This window comes from Nocardia sp. CA-084685, from assembly GCF_050955785.1.
Classification (GTDB): Bacteria; Actinomycetota; Actinomycetes; order Mycobacteriales; family Mycobacteriaceae; genus Nocardia.
Genome location: NZ_CP192094.1, coordinates 6,396,438 through 6,420,164, shown reverse-complemented (window position 1 = coordinate 6,420,164; position 23,727 = coordinate 6,396,438). Strand labels below are relative to the sequence as shown.

Sequence of the window (23,727 nt, the reverse complement as noted above, 5' to 3'; positions counted from 1 at the left end):
TCACTCATCGCCGTTGACAATCGGTTCGAGCTCATCGGGAGCGAAATACAGGTAGCGCCCGTACCATTCGTGCAGATCGGCCGCCGGATCGTCGTCGATGACCACGCCGATATGCGTTTCGCCGTCGACGTCGGCGTGCACCGAGGTGACGCGCGCCGCCCTGCCCTCGTAGAACAGGTCGTGTGCGTCGGCGCGTCGTGTCGGGCGCAGCCGAACCCGGCTGCCCTTGCGTACCAGTACCCCGGCGATCGGAACCGCGTCGGAGTCCGGCCGCACCGCACCATCGGCTGCGGGATCCCACCAGCTCATGCCCTCCGGCACCTCGGGCACCAGGCGCGGCGCCGGCTCGCGCCACAGCCCGTGCAGGTCGTGCATGGCCTCGGGGGTCATGCGATCGCAGCGGTCGATGATTTCGGCGGCTCTCGGGTCGGTGGCGCGGGCCCGTTCCTTCTCGTCATCGGTGAGCGTCATCACGCGCAGGGTGAGGATTTCATCGATCTCGGTGGAGTCGTACAGCTGCCCCGCGCTCTGCTCGGCGATTTCGGGATGGTCGTAGAGGATGATCGGCGATACCAGGACAACGCCGTTGTGGCCGGGCGGACCGGCCAACACCGGGAAACAGCGGTGCTGGGTGCAGTGTGCGACCGCCGTCTCGGCGCCGGGTTCGGGATCGAGGAGCGAGATGAATTCTGCGCCGTCGAGTTCGGCGATCAGGTGGGCGCCGAGCATGGAGCGGGCGGTTGCGTCGTCCGAGCTGGTGGCCGCACCGCCGCTGTTGCGCAGCCGTATTCCGAGACGTCGATAGTCGCCCTCGGGGGCGACGGTCAATTCGAGTGTGCCCTCGATCGGTGCTCGGGTGCGCACCACCGTGCCCGCCATCGCTCCCGGAATCGGGTCGACCGCCTGCCGGCCAGGTACTTCGATCGGCATCATGGTATCCGCTAATGACCAAGGGCCGCAAGGGATTTCGCATTCGGTGGCCTCGTCCCAGCTGACCCATCGATGACCGTCGACGATCAGTTCGGCGCGCGCGGTCCCGTCCAGTTCGACTGTTCGGCGCTGCAATTGCAGGAACCGCGCGGTGAGCGTGATCCGCGCGGCACGGGACGCGCGGACAAGACATTCGGCGGCAAGCGAGTCGTCCTCACCGTATCCGGCCGCGGCCGCGCCGGGCGGGCCGAGCACACCGAACTGCCAGCGGGACTGGTTCTTTCGGGCGTCCGACCGGTACGGATACAGCAGGTACCCCTCATACAGCACGGCATCGGCGACGGCGCGGGCGCGGGTCATGGCGGCGTTCACGGCGCGGACTCCTCGGTGAGAAGTTTTGCGATGGCGTCGTCGAATCCGAGCAGTCCGTGCGAGGACTTGTAGGCGGCAAGTGCTTCCACATTCTCCCTGCACAACCGCACCCAGCCCGAGTTCGGATAATGCGTGTCCATGAGATCGCGCCATACGGCGACCGGCATGTCGAATTTGTCCTCGCGGTCCCATGGCACCTGCTGCACCGCGAAACCCGTTTCCCCTCTGATGAATACGGTGCCGCTGAAGAGGAAGATCAGGGGCACGGTGCCCTCGCGCAAGGCGTGCAGGTACTTCGATCCGGTGACCTCGAAGTCGTAGGTGCACGGCATCGGCAGTTCCACTTCGGCGCCGCCGGAAAAGCCGGGCACCATGGTGGCGCAGTGCATCCAGGTGAACGACTTCTGTGTTTCGTGCCAGCGTTCGCGCGGGCCGAAAAGGTCCAGCAGTCCCGCGCCCTCGGCATCGGAGTAGCCGCGCCGGAAGGGTTCGATGCGCACCTGGGCGCGCAGCGCGATCGCGTGCACCGGCTCCTCGGCCAGCGCGGCGATGCCGATGCGCGCCGACAGATTCGGGGTGACCGCGTACGGTTCGGGCCGCACCTCGAGCACCGCGAAGGTCATCGCATAGGCCGGACTCATCACGCCACCTCCGGCCGGGCTCGAGCCGACATCGTGGTGAAGAATTCCGCGATGTAGTCCCTGGCCTCCTGGCCGCCGTCGAATCCGCGCCACAGCATCCGCATCCGTCCGACGAACTCGTAGCACGCATCGATCGGCAGCAGCAGGACCGCGCCGGGACCGCCGCGCTCGGGCATCCGGATGAGCAGAGCCTCGACATCGGGCGCGAGCCGGTCGAGCTCGGGATGACGATCCAGCATCGCCCGCCAATCCCGCAGCGGCAGTTCGGATTCGGTGGCACCTGCCGGTCCCGGATAGAACGCGACAGTGCGTCCGAGCGCCGAATTGACGAAGAAGAACGCCAGGCCGACCGGGATGTCGAGGGCGTCCCATTCACTCTGACCGATCACACAGTCAGGGAAGGAGACGTAGTGGTCGGGCACCGCCCGGTAGCGCATCGCGGCATGCTGATCGGTGAACAGCAGATAGCAGCCCACGCATACGCACATCAGCTGCCTGCCTTCGATGTCCACCACATGCCGGTGCTGTGCACCGACGGGTTCGGCGCACATTTCGCATCGCTCTCCGGCCACCGCGGGCGGCGGCGGATCGGTCGCGATACGACGCAGTGCGCCCAGGCCCGGGTTCATCCGCGGACCTCCGCGGGCACCGCCACCGAGATCTCACCGGACCGCACCAGCACTGGCAGCGGCTCCAGATGTCCCTCGCCGTCCAGTCGCGTCCCGGCGTGCACCACGTCGAAATGGGCCAGGCACCTCGGACAGCGCAGCACCGCGGAGTCGGCCGGGGCCCCCATTCTTCGGTGCAGCGCGGCCCCCGCCATCGAACGTCCGCAGGCCGCGCAGCGGTCGCGATAGACGAACAGGTCCGCGCCGACCCTGCAGGCCAACACCGGCACGTCGGCCACCGTGAATCCGCCGACCTCGCCTGCCGCCAAGTCCGCGAGCTCCGGTACCGGGATCCAGCTGCCCGCGGGCGGATCACCGGTGTGCACCCGCGCGAACAGCGCTTCGGTCGGTATCACCCCTGGTTGCGCCGCCGCCGCGGCGACCACCTCGATCGCATCGACTTCCGGTGCGGCCGCGCGCACCGCGTCCTCTACCGCCAGTTCCAATGTCACCGACGACGAAGGGCAGGTGCGGCAGCTACCCGACAGTTCGAGCCGCACGACACCGTCGGCGACCTCGATGAGCGTCACATCGCCGCCGTGCGAACCCAGATAGGGGCGGACGCTCTCCAGCGCCGCCGCCACCCTCGTTCGGACGTCGTGCGGGTGCAGGCCGTGCACAAGCAGCAGGCTCGCGACCAGATCGTCGCTGGTCAACTCCTCGACGATCCGGTCGTCGAGCGCGGCCGTCATCCGGCCGAGTGCCGCGCCATAGAGGTCGACGACCTCGCGCAGGAGACGCTCGGCGCGCTCGCGCGCCACCGGGCCGCCTGCCGAACAGGCATCCAGCAGGGTGTCGATCCGATCACCCGCGCCCCGCCACTGGTTGTCCTCGGTTGGTCCGGCTCGCTGCTGCCGGCGACCATCCACGCTGTGCCTCCCGTCGTCGACCCGACCTGTCATTCCGCGATGAGCGTCTGCGTGGGTGAATGCACCTTGTCCAGGGTTAGGCCATTGCCCAGATACATGTGCACCCCACAGGGCAGGCACGGATCGAAGCTGCGCACCGTGCGCATGATGTCGATGCCTTTGAAGTGCTCCCGGTCGTTCTCCTCGAAGATCGGCTGCCCCTGTACCGCGTCCTCGTATGGCCCCGGCGTACCGAAGGAATCACGCGGATTGGCGTTCCACGGCGTCGGCGGATACGGGTGGTAGTTGGCGATCTTGCCGTCCCGGATGACCATGTGGTGCGACAGCACCCCGCGCACCGCCTCGGTGAAACCACACCCGATGCCCTCGTCGGGCACCTCGAAGTGTTCCCAGGTCTTGGTATGACCCGCCCGGATTTCCTGGAGCGCCTGCTCGGCGAAGTGCAATGCGCACGCTGCCGCATAGGCCTGGAAGTAGGTTCGCGCACGGTCGCGTTCGATCGTGTTGCTGCCGTGCGTCGGAATCTTCCATTCCAGGGTGGCCGGACCCTTCAACGCGGTCTTGGGTAGGTTGATCTGCACGCTGGATCCGGTGGATTTGACGTAGCCGATGTCCACCAGCCCGGCCAGCGCCGTCACCCACAGGCGAGCGAGCGGGCCGCCGCCGGTGTCGAGTGCGAGATGGTCTTTGCCATCGAACCAGCGCGGGGACATCACCCAGCTGTACTTGTCGTCCAGGTCGCGCTTCTGCGGTTTCGGGTTGGTGTGCTGATTCCACGGGTGGCGCCGGTCGACCGGATTTCCGAGCGGGTCGGTCGTGACGAACATTTCCTGATCGGTCCAGTCCTCGTAATACGAACTGCCCAACAGGATCCGGATGCCGAGATTGATATCGACCAGCGAGGTGGTGATCAGCTTCCCGTCCACCACGATGCCGGGGCTCACGAACATCCGCCGACCCCACTGCTCCATATCCTTGTAGTCGAAGTTGCATACCGCGGGATCCTGGAACGATCCCCAGCAGCCGAGCAGTGTGCGGCGCATACCCACCTGCTCGTAACCCGGTAGCGCCTCGTAGAAGAAGTCGAACAGGTCGTCGTGCATCGGCACGACCTTCTTCATGAACTCCACATACCGCATCAGCCGCGACATGTAGTCGGTCATCAGCTGAATCGTCGCGACCGTGCCGACCCCACCGGGATACAGCGTCGACGGGTGCACGTGCCTGCCCTCCATCAGGGAGAACATTTCGCGGGTGTACCGACTGACCTGGAGCGCTTCCCGGTAGAACTCGCCGGTGAACGGATTGAGCGCTCGCATGATGTCGGCGACTGTGCGATAGCCGTGGTCACCGGCGTGCGGCGCCTCGGAGCGCTCGGCGCGTTCGAGCACACCCGGATTGGTCTCGGCGACCATCTTCTCGCAGAAGTCCACCCCGACCAGGTTCTCCTGGAAAATGTTGTGGTCGAACATGTACTCGGCGGCCTCGCCGAGGTTGACAATCCACTCGGCGATGGCTGGTGGTTTGACCCCGTAGGCCATGTTCTGGCAGTAACACGAACAGGTCGCGTGGTTGTCGCCGCAGATGCCGCAGATGCGGCTGGTGATGAAGTGCGCGTCGCGGGGGTCCTTGCCCTTCATGAAAATCGAATAGCCCCGGAAGATCGACGAAGTGCTGTGGCACTCGACGACCTGCCGCTGGTTGAAGTCGATCTTGGTGTAGATGCCCAGGCTGCCGACGATGCGTGTGATCGGATCCCAGGCCATCTCCACCAGGGAGTCGGGTTCGATCTTGCGAAGCGACGGATCGGGAATGATCTCTGTCATCGAAATGTCTCCCTACCAGGTACGGGTCGCGCCGGTTTCGAGCTTCCCGCCCTTGTGCCGCCAGCGCGGTTCCTTGTCGACGGTGCGGCCGGTGATGTGGCGAAGGCTGCGGATCACCGACCCGTACAGCCCGGAAGCGGTCGAGGAGATCTTGCCGCCCGGTGGTTCGTCCATGAACGGCATGAACTTGTCCGGGAAGCCCGGCATCGTGCAGCCGATGCAGATGCCACCAACGTTCGGGCACCCGCCAACGCCATTGACCCAACCGCGCTTGGGTACGTTGCACTTGACGACCGGACCCCAACAGCCCAGTTTCACAATGCATTTCGGCGATCCGTACTCTTCGGCGAAATCGCCCTGTTCGTAGTAGCCCGCTCGGTCGCACCCTTCGTGCACGGTGGCGCCGAACAACCACTTCGGGCGCAACGCATCGTCGAGCGGGATCATCGGGGCTTGGCCCGTGGCCATGTAGAGCAGGTAGGTAATGGTCTCGGACAGATTGTCCGGCTGGATCGGGCAGCCGGGCACGCACACGATCGGTATGCCCGCTTTGCTCTGCCAATCCCAGCCGAGATAGTCCGGGACACCCATCGCGCCGGTCGGATTTCCCGCCATGGCGTGGATACCGCCGTACGTCGCGCAAGTGCCTGCGGCGATCACCGCGGTCGCCTTGGGCGCCAGTCGATCGAGCCATTCGCTCGTCGTTATCGGCTGACCGGTCGCAGGATTATTGCCGAAGCCGCACCAGTAACCCTCGTCGTGCAACTGCTCATTGGGGATCGACCCCTCGACGACCAGAACGAACGGATCCAGTTCGCCCCGCTCTCCTTTGAAGAACCACTCCAGAAAATCGTCCGCGCCGCCGTTCGGACCGCATTCGAAATCGATCAGCGGCCAATGCACGGCAATCTTCGGTAATCCGGGGAGTGATCCGAGTGCGATCTCTTCGATGCTCGGCTGGGTGGCGGCGGTGAGGGCCACCGAATCGCCGTCACAGCTGAGTCCGGCGTTGATCCAGAGGACGTGGATCAGGGTGTCTTCGGCTTTTACTGCTTCCTGAGTTGGCATCGGACTGCCACCTTCCGCAGCGGGGGCACGCGGACACCGCTATCGGTCAGCTACGCCGACTGGTCCGCGTGTGACTCTGATCACATGAGTCTAGGTCTGGTAGCCGACTGCTTTCAAGGTATCGGGGTGCCGACGGTTAGCTGGGCATTGAGCCAGTCGTACCAGAGGGCTAGTCCATCGCCGGTGGTCGCCGATACCGGAAGAATATTTACGTTCGGATTCACCGACAGCGCGTATTCCACGCATCGCGCGGAATCGAAGTCAACATAGGGCAGCAGATCGGTCTTATTGATCAGCACGAGTTCCGCCGCGGCAAACATGTGCGGGTATTTCAACGGTTTGTCGGTGCCCTCGGTGACCGAAATGATCACGACCTTGCCCGCCTCGCCGAGATCGAACAATGCCGGACAGACCAGATTGCCCACATTCTCCACGAACAGCAGGCTGCCCGGCGCCGGTTCCAGTGCGTCGAGAGCGCGCCGCATCATATCCGCGTCGAGATGGCAGCCCGCGCCGGTATTCACCTGTACGACTTTGCATCCGGTTGCCTCGATGCGCCGCGCGTCGAGCACGGTGGCCTGATCGCCCTCGATGACGGCCACCGGAACGGATTCGAGCTCGCGAATGGTTCGCTCGATCAGGGTCGTTTTCCCCGCCCCCGGCGAACTGGTCATATTCAGTGCCAAAATCCCGCGTTCGCGCAATCGTGCACGGTTCGCCGCGGCGAGCTCGTCGTTCTTGGCGAGCACCTTCTGTTCGAGGGTCAGTGTGGTCAGAGGGTGCTCGTGGGAATGCTCGTGTTCATGCCCGGAACCATGTTCATGGCCGCCGTGATCGTGCGGGTGATCGTGGTCCTGGTGTCCGACGGTGATCACAGCGACCCCGTCGCCCTCGCATCCGCAGGTTGCGCACATCGCTCACTCACCTCCATCGATACGATTCGAAGTTCCCGCCCCGCAGTGATCTCGACATCGGCGCTGCCGCAACGGCACAGCACTATGAGGTTCGGCAGCGGAAACTCCGTCCCGCAGCTCCGACAATGCGCCGTCCCCTCGACAACGCGCAGGTCCAGTCGCGCTCCCTGGGCGATCGTCCCCTCGGTGGCAAGCTCGAAACAGAACTGCATGGACTCGGGCACGACAGCGCACAGCGCGCCGACCTCGACCGTCACGTTGTGCACCGAGCGTCCTTGCGCCTGCGCACAGACGGCGTCGACAAGGTACTGGGTAATAGCCATTTCATGCATCCCGACCTCGCCTTTCGACAAGCCCTGAGATGGATCCTACGCCGCGCACTCCTCATGGCCGGGGTGATCGTTCAGGTGCGGCCGCCGGGCTGAGGAGATCTCGAATGCGTGCGCGGTGATGCCGGTCCGGGTTCCGGACCGGCCATGTTCGCATTCAGGACCCGTTGGTGTCGAGAAAAGTGCCGGTTCGATCGTGGTGCTCGCCCACGTGACGAACCAGGTCGGGTGGCGCACTTACAGATCCATGCGTTCAGCGTATACATCATGCCTAGCGGGCATTTCACACTGATCTGTTCGGCTCGTACGGTTCCTCGTGTGAATGATCAGCTGATCAGTGAGCGCGTGCCGAGCGCCCGGATCTCGCCGCTGCGTGGTCGGCGCGTGAGTGTGGCGGCTGCGGCCGGACTCGCCGCGGCGATGGGTGTGGGCCGGTTCGTGTTCACCCCGTTACTCCCGATCATGACCGCCTCGGCGGGCCTGAGCGCCGGCGACGGCGCGGTGATCGCGACCGGCAATTACGCCGGCTACCTGGCAGGAGCGCTGCTGCTGACGCGGATGCCGCACCTGAGCCGGCGCAGCACCTTCCTGGTGTGGTCGGTCGTGCTGATCGCCAGCGAGGCGGCCATGGCAACTACCGCACAGGTCGCGGCGCAAACCGGGCTACGGTGCGTCGCCGGCGCGGCCAGCGCGGCGATCTTCATCGCGTGCGCGGCCACGGTGGCCCACCATCGAGACGAGGGCGCCTCCCTAGGCGTGGCATTCGCCGGGGTCGGCGCCGGAATCGCCACCACCGGTGTGTACACCCTGCTCGCCGCGCCCCACCTGACATGGCAGGGCTTATGGCTCGGCTCGGCACTGTTGACCGCGCTGCTGCTGGTGCCAGCCTGGTTACTGGACATCCGCGGCGAAAAGGGCAACACCGACACCGAACTCGGCATCGACTCCGACGCCGCCCTCGCAGAAAGCCGTGCCGAAACCGCGCCAGCTGTACGACGGGTATGGCGGTTCTTGCTCGCCTGCTACTTCGTCGAGGGCGTCGGCTACATCATCGTAGGAACGTTCCTCGTCGCCGCGGTGGCGGGCCATCGCGGGTCTTCGGTGGCTGGGGCGGTTGTGTGGACGATAGTCGGGTTGGCAGCGGTTCCTGCGACTGTGGGCTGGCATGCGATCGCGCGCCGGATCAGCACCGGGCCTGCGCTCACGGCCGCCCTGATGGTGCAAGCCGTTGGTACCGCCAGCGCGGCGATATCGGGCAGTCTTGCCGCGGCAGTGGTCGCGGCGCTGGCCTTCGGCGCGACGTTCATGGGTGCGGTTGTGCTTGCCATCGATTTCGGGCATCAACTATCGGTGACCCGCGCGGCAGCGTCGCTTACCGCGGTGTACGCAGTCGGCCAAGTGATCGGTCCGCTGATCGTTGTGCCGGTCATCGGGGATTCCTTCGCCACCGCGTTCACCCTCGCCGCGGTGATCATCGCGGTCGCTGCCACGCTCGCGCTCGCCGCGACACTCCTGCACCACAATTCCGGACGAGGCGATCACCACCGCGCTTCGGCACCGAGTATTCGCGGAGGGCGCGACCGCCGCGGTAACCGACACGATGGCGATCATGCGTGAACCCGGATCAGCCGTAGACCATGTCGTGGCGGATGCGGTCCAGCATTGTGGTGCCGGTCACCGAGAGCGGACGTGGGGCTAGTGCGGAATAGAGGGCATCGAAAAATGCTCTGGGACCCGATGGATTGGACGGTATCGCTGAGATTCTCCAATTCCCTTGTGACGGAGCGTGATTGAACGGCGGAAATCGCCAGTAGTCCGGTTCCGGCCGCGGTTGACACAGCGTGGGCGGTGCGTGGAGGCAGGCAAGGCCGTCCGGAACCGCCATGCAGCCCCTGAGTTTCATCGAAACCCCAACCAGCTGATCGAGGATCGTCTGGTAACCGCCCGGCGTCCGGACCGTCTGTCATCGAAGTCGGGGATCGTGAGGTGTCCAGTTTGCGGTCGCGGACGGCGGCGTTGAATTTTTCGTCCGCGCTGTCCCGGATTCGCCGGCCTGGATGAGTTGCCGGAAAATCTGGTCAGCGGCCACTTCGGGGATACTTCATCCCAAAAGTCCACCGCGACAATGGTTCCCCGCAGTCATGCCTCGCGATGCTCGACCATCGAAAAGCGCGGGTAACGGGGAATGTATCGCTCGGGCGGCGGATCTCCCTTGCGGATCATGGCCTCCGACATTGCGTTACGGCCAATATATCGATGGCCTGTATAACTATTTCGCCAGAAACCAAGAACGCGAGCAACTTCTGGGTACCCCAGATACAAGCCGGGCTGGACCCGGAGGCACGATAAATTAAGAAGTACGACCATGCGTAGAGCAACGGCGCTCTTCGCCGCATTACTGTTGGCTATCATCCTTTCCTTCACAAACGAGATGGGACCGAAGGCGCACGCCGACAACTGTATTGGCGACTGGGCTATTGGTATCGGCGGTCTCGGCGACAACACCTCGTCGGTGTTCGTCCCCTTTGTGGATCAACCTGTCGGCTACAATTCGCTCGACCCGATGTCGGGATTGAACGAACTCGACCGCTTGTTCTGGCTGCATCGCAGCGAATGTCCGTACGACCACATCAGGTTGATCGGGCACAGTGAGGGCGCGGGCATCGTCCACGCGTGGGTCACCGCCCATCAGGATGTCGGTAATGCCAACGCTATTCTGCTGTCGGATCCCAAGCGCGCCCCCGGGCCTGGTTGGGGTGGGCTGTCGTCGACGCCCGGTAGTGGGATCGTCGGTTATCCACTGGCCGGTGTCGACGACTGGTTCGGTGACTTTCCGGTGCTGACGGTGTGCAACCACGACGACCAGATCTGCGACACCTCGGCTGGATGGTGGGGCTATCTGTTCGGTGGTGCGCATGGTCGCTACGATTTCAACGTGTGGGACTACGGTGCTTGGGATTCCGGTATCTGGTATCGGTAGCCAGCGATTCGTGGGGATCAGTAGCCTTGCGGCACTGGTCCCCATTGGCTGAACCCATGCCCCATCGATGTGCACACTGCCGCACCTAGATAGGTGATTTGGCAATTCGCTCCGGCATAAGTGATCGAATACTGTGGGTCGCGGTAATTCGCGGATGCGATGCGCGGTAGCGGCGGGTTTCCGCCTGGCACAGTGTGACTGCCGTTGGAGTTCCATTGAGGATGTGCCGGCCACATGGTCGAGTCGATGATGATGGCCGCCGCATTCGGCACCGACACCTGCATTCCGGCATACAACACATTCATGGACGGGGCCGGGACTGCGAGGTCGCAGCCCACTGTGCCGTCCGCGCCGATCGAGCAGTTCCAACCGCCCATAGCGAAATACGCTGTGTCACCGACCAGTAACGGGCCAGTTCCATCGTCGGCGTGCGCGGTGCTCACTCCGACCAGACACGCGAGAGTACCGAGAATTCCCCCGCAAACCCTTGCAGCGGTGATGTTTCCGGCCCTTAACACGACATCTCCCTCGATGCGCAGCAAGTATGAGATCTAGCCGACCATACAGAAAAACTATCACCAAACAGTCCAATGACAATAGGCCTGTCAAGGGACCTTCCACGCCGATCGGCACGCCGATCACGCGCAGCGGCATGTGGCGTCATGCCGTCCAGCTGGATGCCTTGTCGGACAATCGGTCACCGAAGGGAAGAAGCCATTCCAGCGGACTGTCGAAGCCGATCAGCGTGACAGGACGGCCGACTGCATCATCGCCAGCAGAAGGGCGCCGCCGGCCGCGAGCCGTTGATCGGCGGTGCGGGTGTCGTCGCTGGCTGTTTCGACGGTCGTCTTCAGGCCGTCGAAGGCACCGACGAGGACGGTGGCAAGCAGTGTGGCGGCGGTGTAGGACACCACGGCCGGTGTCATGATGTCGCGCAGGCCGGTGGCGTACAGGACTGGCCGGTCGAGGCGTTGCAGGTCGGTAGCCACCTGCTCGAACGGGATCGACATGTTTTTTACGATCGCGGTGATCTGGCCCTTGCCCGCTGCCTCGGACACGGCGGGCCCGCCGGTGGCTACCCGGGTGGCGACTCTGGCGAGGTATTCGTGCCCGGCGACGCGCCCTGTGTCGGTCTCGGGGAAGAACAGGTACACCAAGTCGTCGCCGGTGACCTCCGGCTTGGTCATGGTGGCCATCACATTCTGGTTCGGACCGGGTGCGCCCGGCACCTGACCGCCGGGATTGCTTGCCGCCAGCACCAGCTTGCGGACCAGGTCGGGCCGCCGCAGTGCCACCTGCTGAGCTACGGTGCCGCCCAGGGTCCAGCCGAGCAGATCGACCTGGGTCAGGCCGAGTGCTTCGATGAATTCGATTGCGCCGTCGGCGAACCCGGCGACGGAGTCACGGGGTTCACCGGTGGTGTAGCCGACGCCGATGTCGTCGAACACGATCACGTCATGCTCGGCGGCCAGGTAGTCCAGTAGCTGGGGGTCCCACCAGTCGATGGTCGCGCGAACGCGGTTCAGCAGGATCAGGGGGATACCGCCGCGGGGGCCGATGCGCCGATAGGTGAATGTGGCGGACGCGGCGTTCACGGTCAGGTTCTCGGCGGTGTCCGACAGATAGGTGCTCATGGCGAGCGTCGCTTTCTGTTGTGGTGGAAGTGTCAGGCGGGGAGCCGGTTGAGTTTGCGCAGCTGTTGGTCGAACATGCGGGTGGGCACGAGGCGGCGCATGGTGGCGACGCGAGCGGTCTGGCCGACGGGGTAGCGCAGTTTCGGCTTGGTGTCGGTGGCCGCGGTGACGATCGCCTTGGCGACAAGGGCGGGATCGTCGCCCGCCTTGACCGCCTCGGCCATGTACTCCTCGAAGACCAGTCGGTGCGTGGCATAAACGTCCAAGGGCTGGTCGGGCAGCACACTGTTCGCGTCGAAAGCGGTACTGGTCCACGCCGGTTCGATGAGCAACGCCCGGACGCCGTATTCGCGTACCTCGTGGTCGAGTGATTCGGTATAGCCCTCGATCGCGTGCTTGGACGCGGCGTAGACGGCCATATAGGGCTGCGGCATCAATCCGACGATGGAGGAGATGTTGACAATGCGTCCGCTACCGCGGGCGCGCATATGCGGAAGGACCGCGTTCGTCATTCGAATGACGCCGAAGACGTTGATATCGAAGACCTTTCGGGCCTGCGCCACCGAGCTTTCCTCGGCCGCGCCCGCCGAGCCGATGCCCGCATTGTTGACCAGGATGTCGATCCGGCCGAACTGCGCGACCACCTTCGCGACGAGGGTGGCGACCGATTCGTCACTGGTGACCTCGAGGTCGAGGAAGATCACCCCGTCGGGCGGGGTCAATGCGCTGGTGTCGCGGCCGGTTCCGATTACCTGGAATCCCGCGTCGACCAGCGCAAGGGCGGCTGACTTTCCGATACCTGAGGATGCGCCGGTGACGAGGGCTATGGGGCGTGACGTGATCATTGTGAGCTCCTGAATGTGGGGGTTTCGCTCTGCTGTCACGAGATTCGTGCGCCACCGGAGATGGCGGGGCTCCGAGCCGACTAGCTGTTCGCGACGACTTGGGGGTAGAGGATCGCCGGGTCGGCGGCGAGCCCGGCCTTGACCTGTCGTGTGAGGTCGTCGGCGATGACTTCGAGGGCGTCGGTCTCGATGCCGTCGAGGGCTTGGGTCGCGACGCTGTGCGGGGAGGTCTTGGGGGCGTCGACCCCTGCGGCCAGATCGGTGTCGACGTAGCCGACATGCAGCCCGGTGACCCCGATACCGCGCGGCCGAAGCGCGAGGCGCAGCGCGTTGGTCTGTGACCACAGTGCCGCCTTGGACGCGCCGTAGGCATCGGTGCCCGGAACCGCGATCCACGACAACGCCGAGTGAATGGTCAGGATGTGGCCGCCGCCGTTGCTTTCCAGAATCGGGGCAAGGGCGCGGGTGACGTGCAGCGCTCCGAAGAAGTTGATGTCGAACTCGCGGCGGATGTCGGTGATCGGGGAGTCGAGGAACGACGAGCCGAGCGCGGTCCCGGCATTGTTGATCAGGATCGTCACGTCGGGTGCCTGCTCGGCCAGCGCCGCGGCGGCATCCGGATCGGTGAGCTCCAACGCGAGGGGGACCGCATCCGGATGGGTGATGGTCCGCGGGTCGCGGGCGGTGGCGTAGACCTTGGCGGCGCCGCGGGCGTAGAGCTGTTCCACCAGTGCCTTGCCGATGCCCCGGCTGCCGCCGGTGACGAGTGCTACCGAATTTTTGATGCTGGTCATAGGTTGAACTCCCTGTGGAAACCGATCTGTTTCCTCAACGAAAACAGATCGGTTTCCAAAATGCAAGTGGAAGGCTAATCTGAGATCTATGCCCGACCCGACACCACCGGCGGCACTTACCGCCTCCACCCGCGACCGGTTGCTCGACGCCGCCGCGCAGCTATTCCAGCAACAGGGCGTCCACATCGGCGTCGACGCGCTGTGTAAAGCGGCGGGGGTGTCCAAGCGCTCGATGTACCAGCTGTTCAACAGTAAAGACGAGCTGGTGGCCGCGAGTCTGGAACGGATCGCGCCCGACTATCAGGCCGCCCTGCTACCGGCCGGCGATGTCGGGTCGGCGCGCGAGCGGATCTTGCACGTCTTCGAACGGTTGGAATACCTGGAACCGGCGCAAGATTTTCGCGGCTGCCCCTACGTCGCGGCGGCGGTGCAACTCAAATCACCCGAACATCCGGGCAGTCTGGTCGCTCGCCGACACAAGGACGGCCTCACCTCGTTTTTCCAATACGAGGCCGAGCGCGGCGGCGCACCCGACCCCGCCCTGCTCGCCCGGCAACTGACCCTCGTTTTCGACGGGGCCAGCGCCCGATCGGTCGTCCAAGCCCACCACCTCCACGGCCTTGCCGTGGCCACCGCCACCACACTCCTCGACGCCGCCGGTGTCGGTAATTCCCTCCCGCCCAACGGTTTCGCGCAGAACGCGACAGGCATCAACACCGGCGCGCAGGAGTGACACCGGCACCGGAGGCGGCCTCGGTGCTGCTTGCCGCGGACCGGCCTGGTGCTGGTGATCGAGCAGGCGCTCGGCGTCACCAGCAGGCACTCCGCGCGCCGTCATCGAGCGGTACATGAAGCGTTTCGCGGCCACGGACGGTCAGCTGACCCAGCCGCTGACACCCGTTGTTCACGCAGGCGGAATACCGATCGTGTCTGCGCAGCCGTGCAGACGATCACCGGGCAGCAGTGCCAGAGGTTGGACGGCGGTGCGGTGACGGTGCCTGCCCTGCCCGCGCTCCTGGCGGCGGCGAGTGCGCGATGAGAACACCAGGACGCGGGATACGCCACCTCGGCATGCACGCAATCGCCTGTGTCAGTGTGGTTTTCACCGCCACCGGATGCGACTTCCAGCCAGCTGCCCGTGCCCGGGTCCGGCGTAGGCGGGCCGACCTATCCGCTGCGGATCGAGTTCGGCAATGTGCGCGCAACCCCTCGACGGCGCGCGGACTGAAGCCTTTGGAGATGATGCGCCGGATCTTGGAGTGCTTCGGCGGATCCACGTTGACCAGCAGTGCGCTGGTGAGTTCGATCTGCTCGATGGTGATCTGCCCGGGCAGCCGGATGATGGAGCCTTTCTGCTGTGAGGAGAACAGCGCCGGATTGTGCGAGATCTCTTTAATGTCCTCGTGTTTGGTGACCACCCAGTAGCCGCCGTCGCGGACGCCTCCGGACTGCGCATCGGTCTGCGGGTTCCACCACACCGGCGCGGTGCGGCGCAACTCGGCGAATTCCTGGACGGGATTGCGGGTTTCCCAGAGCGCTGGATCGGTGAAATCGAATCCGGGGGGAATGGACGGCGCTGACACAGCTTCCTCCTGAAAGGCCGACGTCTTCGTGGACCGAAATGCGCGGGACTCACCGCCGCCGGCGGCGGTAGCGGACACGGCATGGCTGCTGCAGCTGCACCACCATCTTGGAGTGATCATTGCGATAGGTGTCCGACGGCTGTGCCAGTTCGAACTCCCAGTCCCGCAACAGAATCGAGAAGATCGCCTTGAGCTGCATGAGCGCGAACGGCGCCCCGACGCAGCGATGACGACCCGCGCCGAAAGGGATCCAGGTCCAGCGATTGATGGTGTCCTCTTGCCGAGGATCGAGGTAGCGGCTCGGATCGAAGGTGTCCGGATCCGGGAAGTCCTCCGGGATCCGGTTGGAGATCGCCGGAGTCGCGGCCACCATGTCGCCCGGCGCGATCCGGTTGCCACACACCTCGAATTCGTCGCGGGCGATGCGCATCAGGATGATCAGCGGCGGATGCAGGCGCAGCGCCTCCTTCAGCGCCGCCTCGAGATTCGGAATCTGGCGCAGCGCATTGTGGCTGACCTCCGAACCGTCCGAGTACAGCTCGTCGAGCTCGGTGACGACGCTCGCCAATGTTTCCGGGTGGCGCAACAGCTCGATGATCGTCCAGGCCGCGGTGCCGGAGGTGGTGTGGTGGCCGGCGAACATCATGGAGATGAAGATGCCGGTGATTTCGCTGGCGGAGAACCGCGGCGACCCGTTCTCGTCCTGCACCGAGATCAGGACGTCGAGCATATCGCGGTCGTCCTTGCCTGTCGGTGGGTTCGCCGCGCGCTGATCCATGATCGCCTGCACGAGTTCGACGAGCTTGACGCGGGCTTCGTCGCGGCGGCGGAAGCTCTCGATCGGCGCGTAGGGATCGACGTAGGCCAAGGCATCGGTGCCCTGCTCGAGTTCGTGATAGAGATGTGCGAAGCGGGAGTCGAGCTGATTGCGGAACTTCACCCCGATCAGGCAGGACGAGGAGGTGTAGATGGTCAGCTCGGCGAAGAATTCGAGCAGATCGATCTCGCCCTCGTCGTCCCACTGAGCCAGCATCTGGTCCACTTCGCGCGCGATGGTGACGGCGTGCCCGCGCATGTGGTCGGCACGCAGGGCCGAATTGTGCAGCATCTCTTTGCGTCGTTCGGGTGGAGCGTCGAAGACGACGCCCTCGCCGAAGATCGGCTTCATGAACGGGTATGCCGCGCCCTGATCGAGGTCCTCGTCGCTGGCGCGGAAGAAGAATTCGTTGGCCTCGGCGCCTGACAGCAGGACCACATCGCGCCCGGCGAGCACGAATGAGCCGACATCTCCGCATTCGGCGCGAACTCGCCGCATCAGCGCGATCGGATCGGTGCGGAACTCCTCCAGGTGCCCGTGCTCGTCCTCGCCTCCGGACACTCGCTGCGGCTTGACCAGCGTCATTGGAAATCCTTCCCGGGATACCTGTCCAGACAGATGGTGGACATGTGTCCGGACAGTACTATGGTTAGCGCGGTGCGACAAGGCTTCCGGTGTTTTGCCAGGCCGGTGTCACCACTGACGCTCGCTGACGACTGCCAGCGCGCTGATTTCGTCGGCCGGGGGAAGCGATGGGCAGTTGTTCGCGAAGTCCGCCCACTGCGCAGCTGCGAATGCTGTGGGTCAGCAGTACCTGTGCGATTCGCACCGCGTAGGACGGCCGCATCGTCGCGGAATGTGCCGTTGCATTGCGCATGTCCGAGGAGTCACGGGAGACGAGGGCGATGTCGGCTTGCGCCGCAGCGTATTTCAGGCGGCACGCTGCTCGAGCCGGTAAGGAGACGAAGAGAGATCCGAGGCGCCGAAGCTGCGCGGCGCAGCAGGTGATCCTATGGTCGTTGCCGCGGCATGCGGTCGACCCTCCGGCGCCAGGCGCGAGTAGGGCATCGAGACCTGACGCCGGCAACCGCACCGGACAGCGGTTCGGCCGGGCATATATCAACGTCGTCGCGTGGAGCACTCGAACACGACGAGCCGGATGCACGAAGGATCGTCGCCGTCGTCGACGATCAGTTGCCAGCGCCCGGATCGGCCAGCAGGCGCCGCGTGGAGATTTCCAGGAGGTCGGCGACCTCTTCGTAAGAGAGCAGTCCCATGCCTGCCTGCAACAGCGCGCCGGCGTAGAGCAATTCCAGCATCGAAAGACGTTCGGAGTCTTTCGATCCGAGCGCATCGGCGAGTCGGCTGCGAATCTCCCTCCCAATGCGTATCCGCAGGTGCTGTACGTCGGGATCATCGCCGAGCAGGGCATTGCTGACCGCGCTCGCCAATGCTGGTTCGTTGGCCACCAACATGGAAATCTGACGCAGGACCGCGACCACGCGTGTGGCCGGGTCGTCGTCACGAGTCTCCAGTGGTGGAGCGGCGATCAGGCGGCGCCAGTACACCTCCGAGACCAGATGTTCCTTCGAGGAGAAATACGTGTAGGCGGTGGCTGTACCGACACCCGCAGCGGCGGCGACCAGTCGTATCGTTGTGCCGGAGTATCCTTCCCGGGACAACACATCGACTGCCGCCGCGGTCAGGCGCTCGACGGTGTCGGCCTGCTTCTCCGTGAGACGCCGCCGAGTTGCTTCGATGCCGGTAGATGCGAGTTCGGACATGTGTCTGGATACTACTGTAGTCTCATGACCAGGACAATTGACGTGGGCCCGATGCCCTGTCAGGCGATTCGCTACCGATCCTCTCTTCATCCGCCCCGGTGGTCCGGGATGTGCTTGGCGGCATAGCTTTGGTCCACCGGTAGTCGGGTTTGCCGCGGGGAGAGCGGGTGATGGTTTCGGCGACCCAGATGGTGCGAGGCACCTTGCAGCCGGTGAGGTGGCTAAGCGCGTGGGCGGTCAGCGCGCCGAAGGTCCAGCGGCCCATCGCCCGCGATGGAGACCACCGCGGCGCCCCTGCTGGCCCCAGCGCTCGTGCACGATGCCGGCAACCAGAGCGTCGAACACCGGATCATGGGATTTCAGGCGTCGGTGTGCGCACCGATGGAAGCGAGGTGATCGGCCAGCCGATTGGCCCGGGCGTCGAGTTCGGCGCGGTCGAAATCCGCCATGGCAGTGGGCCTTTCAGAGAGGAACCGGCAGAGCGCGTTTCGGGATCAGGAATTACGCAGCCGGTCGTCGTAGACGCGGCGGGCCTCGCGGTCGACGCGGTCGACGAAGGTGGTGTGCACGCCGAGCCGCCTGGCGATGTACTCGCCGAGGGGGCGGGGGTGAGTTTGTTGAAGGTAGCCAGGGCACCCGCTGCGCGGGTCACCGTGACGGGTCGTCGCGGACGTGCGATGAGCGCGGTCACAGCCGCGGCGACGTCCTCTGGATCGGCCAGCAAGCCCAGCGGAGCCCGTGTCCCCGCGATGAGCTCGGTGCGGGTGAAGGTCGGCAGGACCGCCGAGAATCGAATCCCGCTGTCCCGGTGTTCCAGCCGCATCGCCTCGGTGAATCCGAGCACCGCCTGCTTGCTCGCGCAATAGGTCGCCAAGCCCGGAGTCGGGTTCTCGCCGGCCAATGAGGCGATGTTCACGATATGACCGTGTCCGCGCGCAAGCATACGAGGCAGGACCAGTTTCGTGCCGAGCATGACGCCATAGACGTTGATGCCGAGGATGCGGCGAGTGATCTCATCGGACTCCTCGGTGAACCGTCCGACCGGCATGGTTGATCAACACATCGATGGGGCCGATCGTGGATTCGACCTTGTCGAGGAAGGCCTTGAACGACAGGGGATCGGTGACATCGAGATGGTGCGCGGGGACCTGAGTCTGCTCGGTACCCGCACGGGCGACCGCGTCGCGGTCGATATCCCCGACGACGACGTGCGAGCCGGACCGTGTGAGTTCGTTCGCGATGGCGCATCCGATGCCGCCAACCGCGGCCCCTCGCGGTCATTCGGGACGCGACTGGACCACTGCGGTTCGTCGATATTGGCACTTTTCCTTGCAGGTTCGGAAATATATGGTGCATCCGTACGAGGAAAGAAATAGCGGACCGGGTGGGCGAATTCTTGTCCGACCGGGAAACAACGCCGTCCGATCCGGTGCACGACCGTATTCCGAGTACCTCGCCCGTGATGGAAAGAATAATTGTCAGGATAGAAATATGGTGGGACCCGAACAGTGGTACGGCGGCAGTAATTGTGACAGGCTTCGCGCCATTACGGCCGAAGTGCTCGAGATGAACGTCGATGCTGTCGACCTGCGGGCGCATTTCTACGAGGACCTGGGCGCTTCCTCGCTGGAAAAGGCCGAAATACTCGCCCGTATAGAACGCGAATTCTCGGTTACGCTTTCGGACGGTTCGATCGCACGCCTGGATTCACTTGGCGACGCGTTGGCGGTCGTCGAGGGCTCGGGTGGGGTGCGCCGGTGAACCTCGTCGAATTCTTCGTCGGAAGGCACCTCGATTCGCCCGGAAAAGACGCGCCCGCCTATATCGATTCCGATCTCGGTGAGATCGGTTACACAGAGCTGTTCCGGGCTGCGGGCGCATTCGCGAATCTGCTTTCCGACAATGGAGTCGTGCCGGGCAGCCGGGCCATGGTGTTGGCGGACGACTCGGTTGCCACGGTCGTGGCGGTGCTCGGGCTGTGGTGGCACGGCTGCGCAGCGGTCCCGGTGAATCCGGCGCTGTCGGACAAGGAGATCGGGTTCATCGCGGCCGACGCCGGGGTGAAGTTCGGATACGTCGACGTCCCCGGGACACGTCGCAACAGAGTTGCCGCGGTGCTGCCGGATATCGGGCAGCTCGACGGGGACCACATCCGCGAGTCGGTATTGCGGCAACGGCGCTCCGGCGCGCGGGCCGCGCTGCCGCCGCAGCAGCAGTGGCTTCCCGATCAGGAAGCCTTGGTGCAGTACACCTCCGGCAGCACCGGCGTGCCGAAGGGTGTCGCGCATCGGGCCAGCGCGCTGCAGTGGGTGCCCTCCGGGTTCGGCCGGATAGCCGCGCTGGCACCCAGCGACACCGTGCTGTCGACGGCCAAACTCTCGTTCGCGTACGGGTTCGGCAATTCCCTGTTATTGCCGCTGCGCGCGGGTGCGACGACCGTGCTGCTGAACGGCGGGGTGGACGCCCAGGTCGTCGCGAGCGCGCTGCGCCGCCACCGTCCGACCGTGCTGTTCTCGGTGCCGCGCCTCTACGCCGCGCTGGCCGAATCGTTCGAGGACCCCGACAGCAGGCTGCGCCTGGCGGTCTCGGCGGGCGAAGCGCTGCCTGCGGACCTGAGCGAACGGGTCATGCGGCGACTCGGGGTTCCGCTGGTGAACAGTCTCGGGACGACCGAAGCGCTGTACATCATGTTGGCAACGACACCCGCCGAACCGGGTCCCGGCACCATCGGTGTGCCCGTTCCCGGGGTGCGGGTCACGGTGCGCGACCAGGACGGCGAGATTCTCGACGGTGACGAGGTGCAAGGCCGCCTGCACATCGCGGGCCCATCCGTCGCGGCCGGGTATCTCGACCGGGCGGAGGCGACGCGGGAAACCTTCGCCGACGGCGGCGCGTACACCGGCGACATTGTCCGGCGCGCCCGCGGCGGTCCGATCCACTATGTCGGACGAGCCGACGACTTTCTAAATCTCGGCGGCTACAAGGTGGCGCCTGCCGAGATCGAGGGTGTCGTCCGCGCTGTCGCAGGCGTCCGCGATTGCGCCGTGGTCGGGGTGTCGGACGGCCACGGGCTGCAGGAGGCGCTGCTTTTTGTCGTCGCGGACAGTGACCGAGAGCCCGGTACCGTCCGTCGCGCTGTCATCGCATGTCTGCGTGCCGAACTCGCGTCGTTCAAGCGTCCCGGCCGCATCGAGTTGGTCGATGCCCTGCCGACGACGTGGACCGGCAAGCTCGCGCGAAACCGGCTCCGGGCGATCGGAGCGAACTGATGGCCTGGGATGTCACCGGGATGGCGGCGGTCGCGTCCGTCGGGGAGACGCCCGACGCGATCTTCGAGTCGCTGTGCGCACGGCGGAGCGGGATCTCGAAGCTGCGGGCGTTCGACGCTGCGAAATACCGGACATGCCACGCGTACGAGGTCGATGACCGCACGGCAGAGGGCGACCGGCCGTTCCGCGCTACCGAGTGGCTGCGCGCCGTGATCGAGGCGGCGCTGGCCGACGCGGGCCTCGCGGCGGCTGCCGAGCGGTATCCGGTGGTGGTCGGAACCACCCTGCGGGAACAGCGGTCCGCCGAACTCTGGTGGCGCGAAACCGGCGGAAGGACCGGGGATGTGCTCGATCCCGATCGACTCGACTTCTCTGCCGCCTTGCGGGACCTTCCCCAGGTCGGACGTGTGCACACCGTTGCCTGTGCCTGTGCGGCGTCGCTGTATGCGCTGGGAATGGCGACCGACATGATCGAACTGGGCCTCGCCGAGACCGTGGTGGTCGCGGGCACCGACTCGATCACCGAGAGCGCGTTCGGCACCATCGACCGCGTTCAGACCAGGACGCCGCAGGCGCTGCGTCCGTTCGACGCCGCACGCGCGGGCATGATCATGGGCGAAGGCGCGGTGGCAGTCGTCGTGCGCCGGGCCGGGACCGACACCGCACCACACGCACGCCTGCTCGGTGTCGGCATGAACTGCGACGCCCGCCATGCCACGGCGCCGGACCGGGAGAGCATCCGCGATGTCATCGCCGACGCCCACGAACGGGCCCGCATCGACGCCGCCGATGTAGATCTGGTGATGTTGCACGGCAGCGGAACACAACTCAACGATGCCGTCGAGGCGTCCGTGCTGACCGACGTGTTCGGCGGGCCCGCATCGACGCCGGTGATGACCGCGATCAAGTCGATGACCGGCCACACGCTCGGCGGGTCCGGGCTGCTGAGTCTGATCGTCGCGGCCATCGCCATGCGTCGCGGGCTGGTGCCACCGATTCTGGGTCTCACCGATCCGATCGCCGAGGCGGCCGGGCTGCATCTGGCTCGCGACGTCGTGCGCGCGGACCCGGCCGTCGCGCAGATCGACGCGTTCGGTTTCGGTGGCATCAATGCGGTCGCCGTCATCGGGAAGGGGACGCGATGACGACCCGGGCGACGGTGGTAACCGGAGTCGGCCTCGCCGTCACGGGCTTGCAGACCGCTGCCGATCTGCTGTCGACCGATCCGGTCGAACCGGGAGCCGGACCGGCACCCGACCTCACGGGACGGCACCTGCGACACAAGGACCGTGCGTCGCGACTGGCGCTTCGTGCGGTTGAGCAGGCGCTCGCCGACGCGAGCCTGGCCACCGACTCGACCGATCGCGCGGACACGACGACAGCCACCGTGGTCAGCTCCAACTTCGGCAACCTCGACAGCGTCTGCGAGTTCACCGACCGGATCGCCGACCAGTCCAGCGCCGCACTCAGTCCGCTGGGTCTGCCGCATGTGTCGTCCAATGCCATCGCCGGCTGGATCGCGATCCGGCACGGGCTGCGCGGACCGAATCTCACCTTGTGCAGCGGGCGGACCAGCGGGTTGGACGCGCTGTTGTGGGCCGCGACGCTCATCGGGGCGGGCCGGGCCGACGCTGCGGTCGTCGTCGGGGTCGAACCGGACACCGGACCGGTGCGCAGCTTGTTCGGACCGGGTCGGCGGGTCCTCGACGGAGCCGCAGCGGTGGTCCTCGAATCGGAAGCGCACGCGGCGAATCGGCAGGCAATCGTCCGGGCGTTGGTCGGCGGTGGTTACCACAGCGACGGTGTCGATCAGGTGGTCGCCGCCATCCGCACGGCGGCCCGGCCGCCGCGATTGTGGCTGACAGCGGCGGATGTGTCGCCGGAATTCGGTTCGCCGATTCGGATCCTGGATCTGACCCGACGGCTCGGGGAGTGCTCGGGGGCGCTCGGAGTGCTCCAGTGCGTGGTGGCGGTGGCGCAGTTCGACGGCGGCGACCGGAACCCGGTGTACGCCACCTGTGGCGATCAGCACGGCGGCGAGGTCATGACCCTACACCTGCGCGCACCGCGTGCGGCGGCATCCGTTCCGGTCGGACGCAGCGTCGGAAACCGCGAGTTCGACCTGGAGCAACGATGACCCCAAGCATCCCCGACCGGGTGGACCCGGAGGACCTGCGGCAATTGGTGGCGCGCGTGTTGGAAGTGCCCGCCACCGAAATCGGTGACCACACAAACTTCGTCGACGAATGGAACGTCGATTCGCTGCTCGAACTCGAGCTCGCGACACGCATCGAGGAGCGCTACCGCATAGCGATTCCGGAGACCGAGGTCGCTTCGCTGACATCACTGGCGAACGTCCGCGAACTCGTCGACCGCATGCTCGGTGCGGACCCGAATTCCTGAA

22 protein-coding genes and 1 pseudogene are annotated in these 23,727 nt (G+C 65.4%); 8 read left to right on the top strand and 15 right to left on the bottom strand.

Annotated features, from left to right (window positions below; translation table 11 throughout):
- The 8 genes from ACQP2U_RS28565 to ACQP2U_RS28530 form a co-directional block, all read right to left on the bottom strand.
- Positions 1 to 1,302, bottom strand: coding sequence for a hypothetical protein (locus ACQP2U_RS28565; RefSeq protein ID WP_433710291.1), 1,302 nt, complete (start codon positions 1,300 to 1,302; stop codon positions 1 to 3).
- On the bottom strand, positions 1,299 to 1,943 hold the full coding sequence (locus ACQP2U_RS28560) for a DUF6084 family protein (RefSeq protein ID WP_433710290.1): 645 nt from the start codon (positions 1,941 to 1,943) through the stop codon (positions 1,299 to 1,301). The genes ACQP2U_RS28565 and ACQP2U_RS28560 overlap by 4 nt, the downstream gene beginning before the upstream one ends.
- Positions 1,943 to 2,572 carry a DUF5947 family protein gene (locus ACQP2U_RS28555; protein WP_433710289.1) on the bottom strand — a complete coding sequence of 210 codons (630 nt, stop codon included), beginning with the start codon at positions 2,570 to 2,572 and terminating at the stop codon, positions 1,943 to 1,945. The genes ACQP2U_RS28560 and ACQP2U_RS28555 overlap by 1 nt, the downstream gene beginning before the upstream one ends.
- Positions 2,569 to 3,480, bottom strand: a complete 912-nt coding sequence (locus ACQP2U_RS28550) for a NifU family protein (RefSeq protein ID WP_433710288.1) — start codon at positions 3,478 to 3,480, stop codon at positions 2,569 to 2,571. The genes ACQP2U_RS28555 and ACQP2U_RS28550 overlap by 4 nt, the downstream gene beginning before the upstream one ends.
- A 29-nt stretch (positions 3,481 to 3,509) precedes the next feature.
- Positions 3,510 to 5,306 carry a nickel-dependent hydrogenase large subunit gene (locus ACQP2U_RS28545; protein WP_433710287.1) on the bottom strand — a complete coding sequence of 599 codons (1,797 nt, stop codon included), beginning with the start codon at positions 5,304 to 5,306 and terminating at the stop codon, positions 3,510 to 3,512.
- Between the two features lie 12 nt (positions 5,307 to 5,318).
- Positions 5,319 to 6,374, bottom strand: coding sequence for a hydrogenase expression protein HypE (locus ACQP2U_RS28540; RefSeq protein WP_397028303.1), 1,056 nt, complete (start codon positions 6,372 to 6,374; stop codon positions 5,319 to 5,321).
- Positions 6,375 to 6,487: 113 nt separating this feature from the next.
- Complete coding sequence (gene hypB, locus ACQP2U_RS28535) at positions 6,488 to 7,288, bottom strand: hydrogenase nickel incorporation protein HypB (RefSeq protein ID WP_433710286.1); 801 nt, start codon at positions 7,286 to 7,288, stop codon at positions 6,488 to 6,490.
- Positions 7,246 to 7,620 carry a hydrogenase maturation nickel metallochaperone HypA gene (locus ACQP2U_RS28530; RefSeq protein ID WP_433710285.1) on the bottom strand — a complete coding sequence of 125 codons (375 nt, stop codon included), beginning with the start codon at positions 7,618 to 7,620 and terminating at the stop codon, positions 7,246 to 7,248. The genes hypB and ACQP2U_RS28530 overlap by 43 nt, the downstream gene beginning before the upstream one ends.
- Before the next feature lie 315 nt (positions 7,621 to 7,935).
- Between ACQP2U_RS28530 and ACQP2U_RS28525 the strand changes: the two genes are divergently transcribed.
- Together ACQP2U_RS28525 and ACQP2U_RS28520 are read left to right on the top strand one after the other, a co-directional pair.
- Entirely contained in the window at positions 7,936 to 9,234 is a 1,299-nt protein-coding gene (locus tag ACQP2U_RS28525) for a YbfB/YjiJ family MFS transporter (protein ID WP_433710284.1), read from the top strand.
- Between the two features lie 748 nt (positions 9,235 to 9,982).
- Positions 9,983 to 10,597, top strand: coding sequence for a hypothetical protein (locus tag ACQP2U_RS28520; protein WP_433710283.1), 615 nt, complete (start codon positions 9,983 to 9,985; stop codon positions 10,595 to 10,597).
- Positions 10,598 to 11,337: 740 nt separating this feature from the next.
- Here the strand turns inward: ACQP2U_RS28520 and ACQP2U_RS28515 are convergent.
- The 3 genes from ACQP2U_RS28515 to ACQP2U_RS28505 all read right to left on the bottom strand — a co-directional run bounded on the left by ACQP2U_RS28515 (position 11,338) and on the right by ACQP2U_RS28505 (position 13,870).
- Positions 11,338 to 12,231 (bottom strand): alpha/beta hydrolase, encoded by an 894-nt coding sequence (locus tag ACQP2U_RS28515; RefSeq protein ID WP_433710282.1) that lies wholly within the window; start codon positions 12,229 to 12,231, stop codon positions 11,338 to 11,340.
- Between the two features lie 32 nt (positions 12,232 to 12,263).
- Entirely contained in the window at positions 12,264 to 13,076 is an 813-nt protein-coding gene (locus tag ACQP2U_RS28510) for an oxidoreductase (protein ID WP_433710281.1), read from the bottom strand.
- 80 nt (positions 13,077 to 13,156) lie between these two features.
- The gene (locus ACQP2U_RS28505) at positions 13,157 to 13,870 is read right to left on the bottom strand and encodes an SDR family oxidoreductase (protein ID WP_433710280.1); all 714 of its coding nucleotides are present in this window, start codon (positions 13,868 to 13,870) and stop codon (positions 13,157 to 13,159) included.
- 88 nt (positions 13,871 to 13,958) lie between these two features.
- Between ACQP2U_RS28505 and ACQP2U_RS28500 the strand changes: the two genes are divergently transcribed.
- A complete protein-coding gene (locus ACQP2U_RS28500) occupies positions 13,959 to 14,603 on the top strand; it encodes a TetR/AcrR family transcriptional regulator (protein WP_433710279.1) in 645 nt (214 codons plus the stop codon).
- Between the two features lie 217 nt (positions 14,604 to 14,820).
- Here the strand turns inward: ACQP2U_RS28500 and ACQP2U_RS28495 are convergent, their stop codons facing one another.
- From ACQP2U_RS28495 to ACQP2U_RS28480, 4 genes and pseudogenes are all read right to left on the bottom strand, one after another.
- The gene (locus ACQP2U_RS28495) at positions 14,821 to 15,453 is read right to left on the bottom strand and encodes a hypothetical protein (RefSeq protein ID WP_433710278.1); all 633 of its coding nucleotides are present in this window, start codon (positions 15,451 to 15,453) and stop codon (positions 14,821 to 14,823) included.
- A gap of 49 nt (positions 15,454 to 15,502) precedes the next feature.
- On the bottom strand, positions 15,503 to 16,855 hold the full coding sequence (locus ACQP2U_RS28490; RefSeq protein ID WP_433710277.1) for a cytochrome P450: 1,353 nt from the start codon (positions 16,853 to 16,855) through the stop codon (positions 15,503 to 15,505).
- A 605-nt stretch (positions 16,856 to 17,460) separates the two neighbouring features.
- Positions 17,461 to 18,054 (bottom strand): TetR/AcrR family transcriptional regulator, encoded by a 594-nt coding sequence (locus tag ACQP2U_RS28485; protein WP_433710276.1) that lies wholly within the window; start codon positions 18,052 to 18,054, stop codon positions 17,461 to 17,463.
- Between the two features lie 349 nt (positions 18,055 to 18,403).
- A pseudogene (locus ACQP2U_RS28480) lies at positions 18,404 to 19,295 on the bottom strand (SDR family NAD(P)-dependent oxidoreductase).
- Positions 19,296 to 19,545: 250 nt separating this feature from the next.
- Here ACQP2U_RS28480 and ACQP2U_RS28475 point away from each other — a divergent pair.
- Genes ACQP2U_RS28475 through ACQP2U_RS28455 form a run of 5 tightly spaced genes read left to right on the top strand, consistent with a single transcriptional unit; the run spans position 19,546 to position 23,726 of the window.
- Positions 19,546 to 19,815, top strand: a complete 270-nt coding sequence (locus ACQP2U_RS28475; protein WP_433710275.1) for an acyl carrier protein — start codon at positions 19,546 to 19,548, stop codon at positions 19,813 to 19,815.
- Positions 19,812 to 21,323, top strand: coding sequence for an AMP-binding protein (locus ACQP2U_RS28470; protein ID WP_433710274.1), 1,512 nt, complete (start codon positions 19,812 to 19,814; stop codon positions 21,321 to 21,323). Before ACQP2U_RS28475 ends, ACQP2U_RS28470 begins: the two co-directional genes overlap by 4 nt.
- Positions 21,323 to 22,468, top strand: coding sequence for a beta-ketoacyl synthase N-terminal-like domain-containing protein (locus tag ACQP2U_RS28465; RefSeq protein ID WP_433710273.1), 1,146 nt, complete (start codon positions 21,323 to 21,325; stop codon positions 22,466 to 22,468). Before ACQP2U_RS28470 ends, ACQP2U_RS28465 begins: the two co-directional genes overlap by 1 nt.
- Positions 22,465 to 23,460 carry a beta-ketoacyl synthase N-terminal-like domain-containing protein gene (locus ACQP2U_RS28460; RefSeq protein WP_433710272.1) on the top strand — a complete coding sequence of 332 codons (996 nt, stop codon included), beginning with the start codon at positions 22,465 to 22,467 and terminating at the stop codon, positions 23,458 to 23,460. Before ACQP2U_RS28465 ends, ACQP2U_RS28460 begins: the two co-directional genes overlap by 4 nt.
- Positions 23,457 to 23,726 carry an acyl carrier protein gene (locus ACQP2U_RS28455; protein WP_433710271.1) on the top strand — a complete coding sequence of 90 codons (270 nt, stop codon included), beginning with the start codon at positions 23,457 to 23,459 and terminating at the stop codon, positions 23,724 to 23,726. Before ACQP2U_RS28460 ends, ACQP2U_RS28455 begins: the two co-directional genes overlap by 4 nt.
- Position 23,727 lies beyond the last annotated feature (1 nt).